The organism is Verrucomicrobia bacterium S94 (genome assembly GCA_004299845.1).
GTDB lineage: Bacteria > Verrucomicrobiota > Kiritimatiellia > Kiritimatiellales > Pontiellaceae > Pontiella.
The window spans coordinates 1,205,167-1,219,910 of the sequence record CP036201.1; the positions used below are offsets into that span (position 1 = coordinate 1,205,167).

Here is a 14,744-nt window from a genome sequence, read left to right on the forward strand (position 1 = left end):
TAATCAGGCCTCGTAACAGCGGATTTCAAACAGTTTTGCATTAGGAGCCCCATAGGTTTCCTTCAGGTTGATGCGGATGCCGGAAGTGCGGATTTGATCAAAATGGAATTTGATTAAACGCCGGCGGTTATCATCATTGGAACCGACTCTGATCCATTTCCCGTCAATACGGGCTTCCACGTCGAGCGATTTGAGCAATTCAGTCGGGACATCATTCCAATAGTTGAAACTGACTTTGGAGTCTTTACGCATGCAGATGTTGCGCTTCAGATTCGTATCGCACTTAATCTCGACTTTCGACAGGTTAATCGGCTCCTCCCATTCCATGATTACTTCGGCGGGAAGTCCATGCGATTCCCATCCGTGTTCAACGCCTTCAAAATCGCGGGCAACGCCGTCGTTCAAAAGAGCGGCATCACCGCTGACCGTGGATGAGGCGGCAATAAGCGCGGCTTTTCGCGCCAGATCCTTTTCGTCTTTTGCCGGGCGATGGGGCAGAAAAGAATCTTCACGCAGCAGGTTTTCCTGAAGTTCGTTGATATGCTTCTGCGCAATGTCACGGGGATTGCAGTTTTTATCGATGCACATCGCCGCTGCGGTTCCGACCGCCATGCCCATAGTGGAGCAGGTGGCCATCAGCCGGGTTGATGAAAGAGCAATGTGCGTCTGACTGATATTGCGTCCGGCAAAGGAAAGATTGGTAATGTTTTTGGAATAGAGCGAGCGATAGGGGATCTCGTAAACCTTCCGGAAATGGTGATGGAAATAACTGGGCGGATCCTCGAGATTTTCAATACCGGCCCAGCAATGTTCGTCCAGCGACCAACCGCCATACCCGACGGTATCTTCAAAGTGTGTATGGTTGAGCAGATCGCCTTCGCGCAGAATATAATCCCCGATAAACCTTCGGGATTCGCGTTTGCCCGGCAGCGACTGCACCCAGGTCAGTGCATGATTTTCAACATTCGGAATCTTTCCGGAGTTTTTAATGTAATCCCACACTCCGTAGGCATAGCACATCAGTTTATGGCGGATCTCCTCCTGTTCGCCGATAATATCGGCATCGCTGCCGACCTCCATCCACCAGATACCGTTATGAAAACCATTGAAGCTACGTTTCGGATGAGATTTTTCCGCATCATAAGGAATGGCCCAGGAGGGGGCCTCAAACGGCATCGGCCGGCCCATGTCCTCAGAATGCATCAGCAGAGTGGCTCCCATCTGCCAGCCATCGGGTTCATCCGGTGCAAACTGTTCGCCGAACTCTTTTTTACCTTCACGTCCGGTACGATAAAGAGCACCCGCCGTAGCGGCAAGCAGACCGTCGCCGGAACAGTCGATAAACTGCTCGGCCTCAATCATAATTTCGGTTTCGGTCGTCAACTGCCAGCATCTGGCGGCTTTGATCGTACTCCCGTTCATAACCGCTTTTGTCGCCTGGGTATTCAGCAGCAGCTCAAGGTTGGGTTCAGAGGTAACAAAGTCGTAGAGGAGATGATCCCACACCGGCCAGGATTCCTGCTTGTTGTGAAAACGGTTATGCAGCAGCAGTTCTTCAATAATTCCGGTTTCGCGTTCTGCATAATTATCGGGACGGAGGTGATTCACGCCATTCACATGAACGCGCATTTCACTCGACGAGTTTCCTCCCAGCACCGGACGGTCCTGTACCAGTATGGTTTTAGCCCCGTTGCGGGCAGATGCAACCGCTGCGCAGATCCCGGCCAGTCCGCCGCCCAGCACAGCAACGTCAACGTTTTTTGTGATATGACGGATCGGCAAACCGCGTTTACCGCCGGCAACCTGATACCAATTATCCATAATACGTTCGCCCTGGAGACCCTGATCCTCGGATGCTTTTCCGACTATGGGAATGCTTACCGCGGCTGCGGCACCGGTTTTAAAATAATCCCGCCTTTTCATATTTTTTCACCTCGCTTTATTTCCAAACGATCGGCAACCAGACTGTCATTTCAGCAGTGCCTCGATTGCTCCATGCATAATATGGAACAAATTGGGTTTCGATTTTATCCCATTCCGGTTTTTCAAGTATACTGTACATCTGTCCCATCTGCGATTTCTGAATCAGCACTTCGCCTTTCAGCGTGACTGCTCCATCGATCAGCTGTTTATCGGTTGCGGGTTCCAGTTTGATATCCGAAGGAAGATAAACGTCCAGAACCGAGGTATTTTCCGGAAGGTCGGGCGTTTCAATGCAGTAAACCACCGGTCCCCGTTTGATGGCAGCCTGGTTGCGGGTCTCTTCAATCAGCGCATGACCTGCCAGCAGTTTGGCTTCCAGCGGAAGGTTCAGCTCAACTGTGTCTCCGGATTTCCATTTTCTGGAAACAATGGAATATGATCCCGGAATAACGCGAACATCCGCTTGCTTCCCGTTCACTTTCAGCGAAGCGCCTTCCGCCCATTCAGGGATACGCAGCATGACATCAAAGGGTTCCTTTTTGCATTCAACGATTGAGATTTTCACTGCACCGTCCCACGGATAGCCGCTTTCCTGTTTCAGTTTAAGCGCAGAACCGTCGAGCAGTTCCGTATCGAGCTGATTGCCGCCGTAGAGGTTTACGGCCACACCATTGGGTGACAGGCTGTAGGCCCAGTTCGAAACCTTGGCAATGGTGCGCACGAGATTCGGTGGACAGCAGAAGCAGGGGATGTACGCTGCGCGGTTTTCATAATCGGTAATGCCCATTTTTTTGTCGAAGGTCCGGCGCAGCGGATTGGTGTAGAAATAATGCGTTCCCTCCTGGCTGATACCGGAGAGGGCGGAGTTGTAAAGCACCAGTTCCATGATATCGGCATATTTTGATTCACCGTGAATACCGAGCATGCGATAGGAGAACATGGCATTGCAGATGTTGGCGCAGGTTTCATTATAGGCTGTAGAGTTGGGCATCATATAATCACCGATGAAACCTTCGTGAATCATGTCGACTTTTGAAGATACACCGTGGTGTGTCTGACCGCAGGCGCCGGTCACATACATTTTATGGTTCACCACACTGTCCCACATACGGTCGAGTGCGTCGACCAGTGCCTGTTCGCCGGTTTCCATATAAATATCAGCCGCACCGGCATAGTAGTACAAGGCCAGCACCGAGTGCCCTGCCGCTTCTTTGGCTTTGCGCAATGGAGTGCGTTCCTGAACCATGTCACCGATAAACTTATAATTTGCTTCGGGAGCCGGATTCATTCCGCTCTTTCCACGGCGGTTTACGAAGTCCTCTGCCAGCTGAAGATATTTTTCATTTCCGGTTTCCCGGTACATTTCCACGAGTCCCATGATCTGGGTCTGATTGAAACCGAAACGTTTCAGATGGTCGGGGCAGGGCATAAAGGTTTTTACCAGAAAGTCGGCATGTTTTTTTGCAATGTTAAAGAAGTTTTCCTGCCCGGTTACTCTCTTGTGGATGCAGGCGGCTGTCAGCAGATGACCGGAATTATACATTTCGTGCAGCTGACGGTTCGCCCAGCGTTCCTGTTTTCCGCGCTTGATATCGGGGATCTGCGTTTGTGTTGATAGGTAGCCGTCATCACATTGGGCCTTGGCAATGACTTCGATGATTTCATCCAGCTCCTTCAGAATTTCCGGATCCTTATTGATGGAATAAACGTAGGTGGCAGCCTCCATCCATTTATAAAAATCGCCGTCGTGCCAGTTCATGCCCTGGTGCATGCCCTCTTTCAGTCCGGCAGCGATCTTGAAATTATCGTACGCGAACCCGATGTCACCTTTCAGAATTTCACCCATGTGCGGAACCATGACTTCTTCGCACAGTTTGAATTTATCCGCCCAGAATCCCTCGGTCCACCGGCAGTCACCAATGTCGGTGTTTTTGAATTGAACGTATTCCGTGCAGGCCATATTCATAAGCCCATTCTGCTGGCCTGAAACAGCTGTCGCCACAGTTATGATGGTTAAAGCAATTGTCGATTTCATCACGCTTTTTCTCCTGTCAATATTAATCAGTCAGTTAAGGGATCCGCCGATAATATCGGCTGAATTTCGATAAAAAGAATGTCGTAAGGATGCATTAGCGGAACGGTTTTCAGGGCGGTCCCATCCAGCAGGTTCCGGCAGATAAACCGGCGGCTTCCGTTTTTTAAGCGAAGATCAAGTGCAGCATCGGTGTTGCCCAGATTCACAATTGATACGACATAGTTCCCGGCATTGTTTTTAATACATTTCCAGGTGCAGCCGGGAACGGTATTCCCGTTGGTTTCCACGAGTTCCACCTCCGGCATGAGATTGCGAGATTCCAGCAGAGTCAGCGCGGCAGCTTTCATAGCTGGCAGCGAATCAACCGTCAGCAGGATTCCTTTTCCCTGTTTCAGCGGTGCGAGTGGTTCTCCATATTCATTTTCCAGACCGCCTGCGCGGTCCGTGATGATGCAGCCGCCGCCGTTCAGATATTCCTGCAGAATGCTGTGCTCATTTTCGGTGATTCGATTTGTCTTATACAGCAGGACCGCATCCCAATTGCTGCGATCCTGCCGTCTGATGATGTTTTCTGTGGCAAACCCGAGAGACAATCCTTCAAAATTCAGGGCTTCATACAGATCGAAAATTTCATCCATGTAGTCCAGGTTCTGGATGGCAGAGGTTTTGGAATAGAAAATGCGTAGCGGTTTGCGTTGTCGCTGCATGGCCGTAATCGCTTCGCTGTGGGCATTAAGGTCGATCATAGTGGAGTGAATCGCTTGCGTGACGCGGGGCTGCTGATTGTTCGACCCTGCATATCCGTTGCCAACATTTCTGCGGATAGAACCGTCTTCACGTCGTGGCCAGAACCAGATCTGGGATGCATTCAGGCCTAACGTGTGCGCCGCCCAGGTCACTGCGCGGGGATAGGCCGGGTCCATATAGAGATCACGGGAATAGCCGGTTGAAAGAAAATGACTTTCCGTGTTGAAAATAATCTGATCGGGACTGACCGATTTCAGGAAATCATACGACATATACAGTTCCCGCCATCCGAAACTATACCGTTCTTTCCAATCCGGTGTTTCCCTGAGATTATTATATTCTGCCGCGCAGTCGTTGCCGATGATATCGCTTAATTCTGTAAGGGCCTCGAGATCAATTCCGGTACAGGGGTCATTATTGCTGAAAAATGACGGCATGATTTTCAGATGGGCTTTAGCTGCAGGGTCGTACCGGCGCAGTTCTTTTTTCATAAAACGATACCAGTCCGTGACCCGCTCATCATTAAACGCATTCCAGTCATACCACCGGGGGGTTCCAACCATTGCAATGTCAATCGGGATGTCCAGCTTCACTTCACTGAATCCGGAAAAATCAGAAGCCCAGAGGTGATTAAGCCTGTTGATCGAGCCGTGTTTCTGTTTCAGCCAGCTCCGGAATTTGTTCATCGTGAATTCCGAAACCCCGCCATTATACCAGACTTTCTTTTTCCCATCCCGATATGTAATCCAGCGAGGCTCATTGCAAAGCATATAACCCAGTTCTGTATATTTTTTTCCGGCCATTTGCGGAACAGTGCCCGCCAGCAGTGCGCTCATCATTTTGCGAGCTCCGGGGTGGTCAATATCGTAGGCATGAAACGGCGCGCCTTCGTATTGTGTAAATTCCTTGCCGTAGACATCGGTGGCCCATCGGGGCACGGCATTGTTATTGATGAAGATGAATCCCAGTCTGCCGTCCGGTTTTCCTCTCAGCTGATGCAGAATGTTCGGTGCAATATTTCCGTCTTTATCCAGCAGGTGGGTGGGGCTGATGTAAAAGCCGTCCTGTTGCCCGAAATATTCCATCAGCCGGGGAGTTTCGGGTTTCCAGGTATAATCGGCCAGAAAGACCGGCCGGTTTTTATAGGTCAGCTGATCTCCTTCATGTAACACTTCCGCCCAGTCGATCCGGGGGGATGGCTTACGGACCACGGTGCCGTCGATCAGCTTCTTCAGGTAGGCTTCGGATTCGTTCAGCATTTTAATGATATCATTCCGCTCAAAATCAGGCAGGGTTTCCGCCATTTCCGCAGCGTTGTTTTTATACAGGCCGACCTGCTTGAAATAGGCGGTGTTTTCCTCGACATGTGCTTCATCCCAGTCGGCATACTCCAGAAAAACCTCTGCCACCCGAACAGTCATTTTTTCTTTCTGAATATCGATTCCTCTTTTTTCAGCAACCGTGATCAGCGATTTAAGATTGTCGATTTTGTTGCGGGCAATCTGATCCGGCATGTTTTCAGCCAGTATAATCGATGCGTTTAAAGCCGCAGTCATGATCATCCATCGTTTCATCGGTTCCCCTTGTTCAATTGACGCTGTTCCAAGAGACGCCAGACAAAGCCGAAACGGGATAGCCGATCCTCCAAAACAGTATGCTGATTTTGTCTTTTCGGGTGTGCGAACATGAACATCCGGAAGATAGTCTTTATGGGCTGGAAGTTTCTGGAGCGGGTCGGTTGCAAAACGGTCACAGAGGAGCTCTGCTGTTATCGTACGTCAACGCGTAGCAGCAACACACCTTTGGGAGCCATACTGAACTCCGGCCGGAGCGGTTTACCTGTAAACAGATCGGTAATTTTAAGCGGTCTGCCGTTCTGCAGACCGAGCGTAATCTCGGCATCGTTTTTTCCGAGATTCAGCATGCTGACGAGATAATGTCCATCCTCCTGCTTAATTGAACGCCAGTAAACGCCCTTATGTTTTGTGCCGTTGTTCTCTGTGAGAATAATCTTCGGCCGGCCGGTCTCTATTTCTGCCAATGCACGTTCCCGGATCTGATCGATAGATTCGGATCCGTTGAGCACGATCAGTTTTCCCTTGCCCGGATTCAGGTGTTTTCCATGCGGCTGCCCGTATTCGTTTTTAGACAGACTTGCTGCACTGTCAACCATCAGCGTTCCTCCCTGATCGAGATAGGCCTGAAGAGCGTCTAATTCGGATTCCGTTACAAATTCGGTTTTATAAACAAGGATGGCGTTCCACGAACTGCAGTCCTGTTTCCGGATTATCTTCTCCGTGGCAAAACCCATTGGAAAACCGTCGAAAAAGAACTTTTCATACATCGAAAACTGTTCGGACATATGCGTTTTTTTATTAATGGCCGACGTTTCGGAATGGAACAGGCGCAACGGTCGGCGCTGCCGGCGAAGTTCGATAATTTCTTCGGAAAAACTGTTCAGGTCATACATGACCTGTGTATAGGCGTTGGCAATATGCGGCTGCTGATTGACGGAGCCCGCAAAGGAACCGGCAAGCGCAAGATCGGCGAAATTCAGCTCGCCTTCCAGACGGTCCTCGGGTGAGCCGTCGGGGTCTCTTGCCCAGAACCAGGTCATATTGGCATCCATGCCCAGAAGCGTGGCCAGCCAGTAGACACTTTCCACATATTCAACCGAAGTATCGAGTTTTCTCCAGTGAGCGGAAGAGAGAAAATGCGACTCTGAATTGATGTGGATTTTTTCCGGCGATACCGATTCCATAAAATCGTAGGACATGGCCAGCTCTCCCCAGAAATAACTATAGTGCTCCTCCCATGGCTCTGCTTTTTTGGATAGGCGGGTTCGTGTTTCCCTCGCTTTGGCATCGTCGCCGATCATCGAAGTGAGTTCGGTGAGCGTTTCCAGATCAATCCCATGTGATCGGGCATTATCGGTATAGTGATGTGTGCTGTGTTTGATGTGCGTATCCGCATCCGGGTTGCCTTTCAGGAGTTCCCCCTGAATGAAGGTGAACCAATCGATGGCCCGGTCCATATTATAGCGCGCCCAGTCGTAGTACATCGGCGTACCCTGTATTTTTGCCGGAATCGGGAATTCGATTTCGATCGCATCGAATTCCTGGAAACCGGTTTTCCAGTTGCTGTTCAAGGCATCAAGGTCGCCGTCATATTTCCGCTTCAGCCATTGCCGGAATTTATCCAGCGTGTACGTCGAGAGCTGCTGCATTTCACCGGTTCTGCGGGTCCAGCCACTGGCGATGGAGTGCCAGTGCGGTTCGTTGGCGAGAATATAACCGAGCTGCGTCACTTTTCTGCCCCGGGTCAGTCTTCCGGTTTCGCGGGCAATGGTTCCCCAGACCTCCCGCACCAGCGGATTATCAACATCGAATCCGATAAACGTAGAACGGCCGTAGCAGGCCTGTGGTTCCTGTTTCTTAACCCATTCCGCCATGCCCTGGTTCCAGAACATCAGAAAGCCGACGTTGGTATCGGAAATATCAGTGACCTTGCGCAGCAGTTCCTGATCAAAGGTGCGGTCCTCCTTCAAAAGGAAGGAATTGATTGCCCGGTCATGTTCCGGTTCATACAGGTTTTCGCCGCCGTGGAAAATTGCACCGAGGTGGTCGTTGTAAACCGCGCTGTTTGTCAGCGGCTGACCGACGGATTTCGAAAAATAGTCATACAGAAAAACGGGTTTTCCGTTGCTCAGCAGCATGTTGTCGCCGACTTCAATATGCTGCCAGTCCACTTTATTCACCGGGCGCCGCCGGATCTCTCCGCGGATGACACTGGAAAGCTCTGCAATTCCGTCATCGAGAATTTTAACGACCATCCGTCGCTGAAAGTCAGGAATTTCAGCCGCAAGTTTTTCCTCTTCGCCGGCATAGATGCTGTATCTCCCGAAAAGATAGGCAATCTCTTCCGGGTGATTTTCATCCCAGTCCGCGTATTTCAGGAATTCCCCGGCAAACCAGAGCACTGTTTCCTCCCGGGTGACATCGATGTTTTCGACCTGCGCCTTCTGCATCAGGGACTTCAGCTGATCAATCTTTAACCGGGCTTCCTTGGCGATGGCATTCTCAGCGGTCGCTTCCGTATCCGGGGAAGAACCGAGCTCCGTATTTTCCGTCCCGGCAGACGCAGACCTAACGGATATAAAAACGGCGGCGGCCAATGAAATCAGCATGAGTTTCTTCATCAACATCTCCTTCGTGTGTGGTGTGGCTTATCCCGCTCCTGCATAGGAAATCACATCGAAGAAATAACTTAAACAGTCGATCTTGCATTATTATGGGTATATATTGCACTTCGGAATGATCGGGATTTATGCGAAGAGACGTCGCCGGAACGGCACAGTGAAAAGCCGATCCTGTATAATTAAATGCAGAAATTGTATGATGCAGTACTAAACGCCGTGTTCGATATACTGTTTGGTCACCGCCACCACCGTATCATAACAGCCGCCGCACAAACCGGCGGCATAGGTTTTGGCCATCACGCCTGCGGCATCCGTCAGATTATGGGTATCAATGGCTTTGCAGATATCCCCTTTGGTGACGTGATTGCAGAAACAGACCAGGTCATCGTCCTCAAGTTCGATATCGAGCTCAATGGGCCGTCCAATCGGCGCCAGCAGTTCGCGCGGATGGTCGGGCATTTCGAGCCCTTTTTCAATATATTTGCGCAGACGTTCAAATTCAGAGCATTCACCGACAAGAATGGCGCCGTAGAGTGTTTTCCAGTCTTTGGATATCAGCAGCTTTTTATACACGCCGTTTTGAATGTCCTGATCGTAGAAATAATCGACTTCGCCGTCTTCCGGGAGGTGGATATTTCCGATGCTGGCTACCTGCAGGTCGAGCAGTTTCAGTTTTGAAGCCGGTTTCTGAAGTGTAAAAATTTTATTGATTCCGCCGAGATGGGCCGCGCAGGCTTCGGCCATGGCATAGCAGGGGGCAACGAGACCGAAAAGGGTGTCCTTGTATGAAGCGCATTCCCCAATGGCATAAATGTCGGGATCGGAGGTCTGGGTGGTTTTACAGACCGAAATTCCGCCGTACGCACCACGTTCCAGTCCCGCCTCAATACCGACTTTATCATTCGGGGTAATTCCGGCCGTGACCACAACGAGATCGGCCTCGAACGCATCACCGTTTTCGAGCACCACACGCTCAACGTGCCGTTCGCCTTCCAGAGTCTGGACGTGTGCGCCGAGCTTGAGATGAATGCCTAATTCCTCGATTTTCATGTCGAGCAGCCGGCCGGCCATTTTGTCGAGCTGTTCCGGCATCAGAAATTCTTCGCGTTCAAGAATGGTGGTTTCCAGCCCCAGTTCGCGACAGGCCTCGGCGATTTCCAGTCCCAGCAGGCCGCCGCCGATCACCACTGCATTTTTGGCGTTCCGGGCTTCCTCCCGGATAGCGTTCACATCCTCAACAGTCCGGTAAACGTATACGCCGCTGAGTGCCGTATTTCCAAAAGGCGGAAGTCTGGGACGTGAACCGGTCGCGATTACCAGTTTATCATAGGGATATTCAGTACCGTCTTCCGCCGCGACGGTTTTGGCTTTACGGTCGATCGAAACGGCCCGGGTTCCGAGATTCAGGTCGATTTTATAATAGTCGTACCAGCGCTGCTCCGCAAAATACAGTTCTGTCTGCCTGCGCCCGGAAAAGAGCGTGGAAAGCGAAATGCGATCATAAGCCGGTACCGGTTCGTCTCCCAGAACGGTCAGGGTATATTGATGATGTGCATCATATTCGAGCAGTTTTTCGCAGAAGCGGTAGCCCGCCATTCCATTGCCGATCACCACAACCTGTTTTTTATCTTCCGCCATCTTCATCCTTGATTCGGTACCGAAAAAGTCCGGTATGCATACCCGAGAGAACCCGGAGTGTCCAATAGTTGTTCACTTTTTATTGTTGGCTGCTTAAAAGGGAAAGGCCATCTTCTGCGTTTATGACCGGTCTCTATATCCATGTTCCGCTGTGTGAAAAGCGATGCCGCTACTGTGATTTCTATAAACTGACCCCCGGTGAAATCGACAGCATGGATCTGTATCTCCAATGCCTGGAAATCGAACTCCGCCGGCTTCCGTCCGATTTTGCGCCCAATACGGTATTTATCGGCGGAGGAACGCCCACGGCACTCAGTCCGTCCGAATACCGGAAAATGCTCGAAGCTATCGATCGGCGCATTAATCTGTCGCAGGTTGTTGAATTCACCAGCGAGGCCAATCCCGGAACGCTGACGCCGGACAAGCTGAAGGCGATGCGCGACGGCGGTGTGAACCGGGTATCGATCGGCGTGCAGTCCTTTAACAACCGTGCCCTGCAGCTGCTCGGCCGCATCCACGATGCGAAAACCGCAATTGCCGGTTACCATATGCTGCGCGATGCCGGTTTCGACAATGTGAATATTGATCTGATTCAGAGCATCCCCGGTATGAAACCGGCGGACGTGCTGGCCGATGCCGAAAAAGCAGCCGGGCTGGAACCCGATCATATTTCCTATTACAACCTGATTTATGAGCCCGGCACGCCTCTGACCAAAGCAAAAGATGAGGGCAGGGTGGTTCCGCCGGGCGATGATGAAGAGGCGGACAACTATTTTATGGTGAAGGAATATCTGGAACATGCCGGTTACGGGCATTACGAAATTTCGAACTTTTCCAAAGAGGACCGGGAATGCCGGCATAATGTGCTCTACTGGCAGGGCGGCGAATATTTCGGGTGTGGACCGTCGGGGGCATCGCACTGGCATGGCAGGCGGTTCAGCAATATTCCGGATCTGAATACTTATACGAACCGCCTGCTGAAAGATCAGCGTCCTTTCGACGAAGTGGAACATCTGTCGAAAGAAGACAAAGCCCGCGAAACGCTGGTGATGTGGCTGCGTATGACCGCCGGGGTTGATCTGGATGGATTTAAAAAAGTCACCGGATTTGAGGTATATGATTTATGCGGAGCCGGCATTGAATCGATGCTTGAGGAAAATCTGCTCCAGCGTCAGGATAATCGGATCAGCTTATCCCGCGAGGCGTTGTTTATCAGCAATGCCGTATTCAGCGAGCTTCTGTGAGACCGCAATATGTTGTGTGTTAACATGAAAAAAGGCGGATTTAGTCTTGCAAAGCAGACGGGAATCCTTAGATTAACGCGCTCTTATTGATTAGAGGGAATTTTTGAAACCGAGCAATTGAGGTATTTGAGATGGGTAGAGAATGTGCAGTTACAGGAAAGAAGACCACGGTTGGTCGTCGCATTGTACGCAAAGGTTTATCGAAGAAAAAAGGCGGTATCGGTCTTCATGTGACCAGTGCCACGAAGCGTAAATTCAAACCGAACCTGCAGCGCGTTAAAATCCGCACCGAAAACGGAACGGTTAAACGGGTCTGGGTTTCCACCAAAGCACTGCGTTCCGGTGCTGTGAAAAAAGCCTAGTTTCCATCCAGCTGGAACCGCTGAGATAAACCGTCCTTCATGAGGACGGTTTTTTTGTGCCTATGAAGGAGACGCAATGAATAAAAGTCGGCCGCTTTTATGACAGAGCATTTGAATCTGCATGAATGCGGTTTTAGAAATACAGTCCGTTACGGGCAGCTTAAAATTATCGCCACGGATTTCGCAGTTTCTGTTTCATTTTGTTGACCAACAAAAAACGCTCTCCGGGAGGAGAGCGTTTCGTCTTTCAACAAAATGGATAAAGTTTACCAGCTGGCCTTCGTCATGCCCGGGATCTTGCCTTCGGAAGCCATTTCGCGAAGGGTGATACGGGAGAGGCCGAACTTGCGGTATACCGCGTGAGGACGTCCGGTGACGGAACAGCGGTTCATGATGCGGTTCGGGTTGGAGTCAACCGGAAGTGAGCGGAGCTTGCGTACGGCCGCCATGCGATCTGCCGGTTCAGTCGACGGATCAGCGATAATTTTTTTCAGTTCCTGACGCTTCGCGTAGTATTTGGAAGCCAACGCGATGCGTTTGTTGTTTTTCGCGACTTTGCTTTTCTTAGCCATATATATTCAGTTCCTTTTTGTTGAAAGACCCGTGGATAAAACATATTCAGGGAAGGGGGTGCAATATAAATAGTCGAAAAAATGCACTCGGCCGCACTGCTGAATCTAAGGATTATAAAAGCGGGCAGGTTTTTTAATCTTGAAAGCATATCTCCATACCGTATTTTTACGGCCAACCGAAACGAATTAAGAACGCCAAAAGGAAAATATAATGTCCAAAATTAACGATCTAGGCACAGCAACGCTGACGTACAATAACGAATCTCTTGAGCTTCCGGTTTTTGAAGGAACTGAAAAGGAGAAGGCTATTGATATCCGCGCACTGCGGGCGAAGACCGGAATGATCACATACGATCCCGGTTTTGTGAACACCGGCTGCTGTCGATCTGATGTAACTTATATTGACGGTGAAAAAGGCATTCTGCGTTATCGTGGGTACGACATCAACGAACTGGCCGAGAAGTGTGAGTTTATCGATGTGGCCTATCTGTTGGTTCATGGTGTATTGCCGAGTAAGGAGCAGCACGAGGAATTTTCAGATCATCTGAACTACCACTCACTGCTTCATGAAGACATGCGCCATTTCTTCGATGCCTATCCGGACCATGCCCACCCGATGGCTACGCTGTCGGCTATGGCGGTTTCACTTTCCACGTTCTATCCGGAACTGGAGGATGCAACGCTTCAGGAAAACATCGACTATAAGGTCACGCGCCTGCTTTCAAAAATGCGCACCGCTGCCGCTTTTGCCTATAAGAAGTCGATTGGTCATCCCATTGTTTATCCTACATCGAAACTGAAATACTGTGAAAATTTCCTGAACATGATGTTCTGGACCCCGGTGAATGATTTTGAGGTGGATCCGGTGGTTGCCCGAGCGCTTAACAAGCTGCTGATTCTGCATGCGGACCATGAACAGAACTGCTCGGCCTCCGTTGTGAAAATGGTCGGTTCCGCCGGAGCCAACCTGTACGCATCCATTTCAGCAGGAATCTGCGCGCTTTGGGGACCGCTTCATGGCGGAGCAAACCAGCATGTTATCGAAATGCTTGAACGCATTATCACCGAGGATGACGGCGACGTTAAAAGGGTAATTGCGCGGGCCAAGGATAAAAATGATCCGTTCCGTCTGATGGGCGTCGGTCATCGCGTTTACAAATCCTATGATCCGCGTGCCAAAGTGGCGAAACAGATGTGTAAAGATGTGCTGTCAGCACTGGGTGTAAATGATCCGCTTGTGGATCTTGCACAGGAACTCGAAGATGCTGTATTGGCGGATGATTATTTCGTGGAACGCAATCTTTACCCGAATATTGATTTCTATACCGGACTGACCTACCGTGCCATGGGTATCCCGACGGATATGTTCACTGTGATGTTTGCGATTGGACGTATACCGGGCTGGATTGCCCAGTGGCTTGAAATGCGTGAGGATCCGCACGGGCGCATCGGACGTCCCCGTCAGATCTATACCGGCCACACCCAGCGCCCGGTTGAATAGCAGGATATATAATGAGTAAAAACAGAAACACCTTCCGTCATCAGGCGGTCGAGTTGAGCTTTCTTGAAAAGGTCGCAGAACGTCTGCCGGAGGATGTTGAAATCCTCCAGGCGCTGGCGGATCTCTACACCAAAACCGGAAAATTTCAGGAAGGCTTGAAAATTGATGAAAAATTGAGTCATCAACGTCCGAATGACGATCTGGTCTGGTATAATCTGGGCTGTTCCTATTCGCTGACAAATCAGTCCGATCTTGCATTTGAAGCGCTTACCCGGGCGGTCGAGCTGGGCTATTCAGATTATGACTGGATGAAAACCGATCCCGACCTGAATAATCTGCACGCGGACCCGCGTTTTGAATCGTTGCTCAGCTGGCTTTATACCGCCTGCAACGAAGAGGAATGATGAAGCGAATGCGCCATGTCTGATCGGTTCTGATTCGTAAGAAGCGGGTGGAACGCCCATTCGTGACGATTAGTGATTTTAAAACTGCTCGCTTCTGAGTTACATTTGCGGCTCATTTTC

The 14,744-nt window shown here is 50.4% G+C and carries 10 protein-coding genes; 4 read left to right on the forward strand and 6 right to left on the reverse strand.

The genetic code is table 11. The annotated features are described in order from the left end of the window. Window positions 1-3: 3 nt before the first annotated feature. From EGM51_05045 to EGM51_05065, 5 genes are all read right to left on the reverse strand, one after another. The gene (locus tag EGM51_05045; protein QBG46790.1) at window positions 4-1,923 is read right to left on the reverse strand and encodes an FAD-dependent oxidoreductase; all 1,920 of its coding nucleotides are present in this window, start codon (window positions 1,921-1,923) and stop codon (window positions 4-6) included. Between the two features lie 16 nt (window positions 1,924-1,939). Next, window positions 1,940-3,958, reverse strand: coding sequence for a glycoside hydrolase family 127 protein (locus tag EGM51_05050; protein ID QBG46791.1), 2,019 nt, complete (start codon window positions 3,956-3,958; stop codon window positions 1,940-1,942). A gap of 26 nt (window positions 3,959-3,984) precedes the next feature. Further along, window positions 3,985-6,279, reverse strand: a complete 2,295-nt coding sequence (locus EGM51_05055) for a hypothetical protein (GenBank protein QBG46792.1) — start codon at window positions 6,277-6,279, stop codon at window positions 3,985-3,987. Between the two features lie 194 nt (window positions 6,280-6,473). Then, window positions 6,474-8,903 carry a glycoside hydrolase family 42 gene (locus EGM51_05060; protein ID QBG46793.1) on the reverse strand — a complete coding sequence of 810 codons (2,430 nt, stop codon included), beginning with the start codon at window positions 8,901-8,903 and terminating at the stop codon, window positions 6,474-6,476. Between the two features lie 207 nt (window positions 8,904-9,110). After that, complete coding sequence (locus EGM51_05065; protein ID QBG46794.1) at window positions 9,111-10,547, reverse strand: NAD(P)/FAD-dependent oxidoreductase; 1,437 nt, start codon at window positions 10,545-10,547, stop codon at window positions 9,111-9,113. 116 nt (window positions 10,548-10,663) lie between these two features. Here EGM51_05065 and hemW point away from each other — a divergent pair, with 116 nt between their 5' ends. Next, window positions 10,664-11,785, forward strand: coding sequence for a radical SAM family heme chaperone HemW (gene hemW / locus EGM51_05070; protein ID QBG46795.1), 1,122 nt, complete (start codon window positions 10,664-10,666; stop codon window positions 11,783-11,785). Window positions 11,786-11,916: 131 nt separating this feature from the next. Continuing rightward, the gene (rpmB, locus tag EGM51_05075; GenBank protein QBG46796.1) at window positions 11,917-12,147 is read left to right on the forward strand and encodes a 50S ribosomal protein L28; all 231 of its coding nucleotides are present in this window, start codon (window positions 11,917-11,919) and stop codon (window positions 12,145-12,147) included. Window positions 12,148-12,413: 266 nt separating this feature from the next. On the opposite strand, the gene EGM51_05080 is transcribed toward rpmB, so the two are convergent. Continuing rightward, entirely contained in the window at window positions 12,414-12,719 is a 306-nt protein-coding gene (locus EGM51_05080) for a 30S ribosomal protein S14 (GenBank protein ID QBG46797.1), read from the reverse strand. Between the two features lie 211 nt (window positions 12,720-12,930). On the opposite strand from EGM51_05080, the gene EGM51_05085 reads away from it, so the two are divergent. Together EGM51_05085 and EGM51_05090 are read left to right on the forward strand one after the other, a co-directional pair. Further along, complete coding sequence (locus EGM51_05085; GenBank protein ID QBG46798.1) at window positions 12,931-14,220, forward strand: citrate synthase; 1,290 nt, start codon at window positions 12,931-12,933, stop codon at window positions 14,218-14,220. Between the two features lie 11 nt (window positions 14,221-14,231). Next, on the forward strand, window positions 14,232-14,624 hold the full coding sequence (locus EGM51_05090; GenBank protein ID QBG46799.1) for a hypothetical protein: 393 nt from the start codon (window positions 14,232-14,234) through the stop codon (window positions 14,622-14,624). Window positions 14,625-14,744 lie beyond the last annotated feature (120 nt).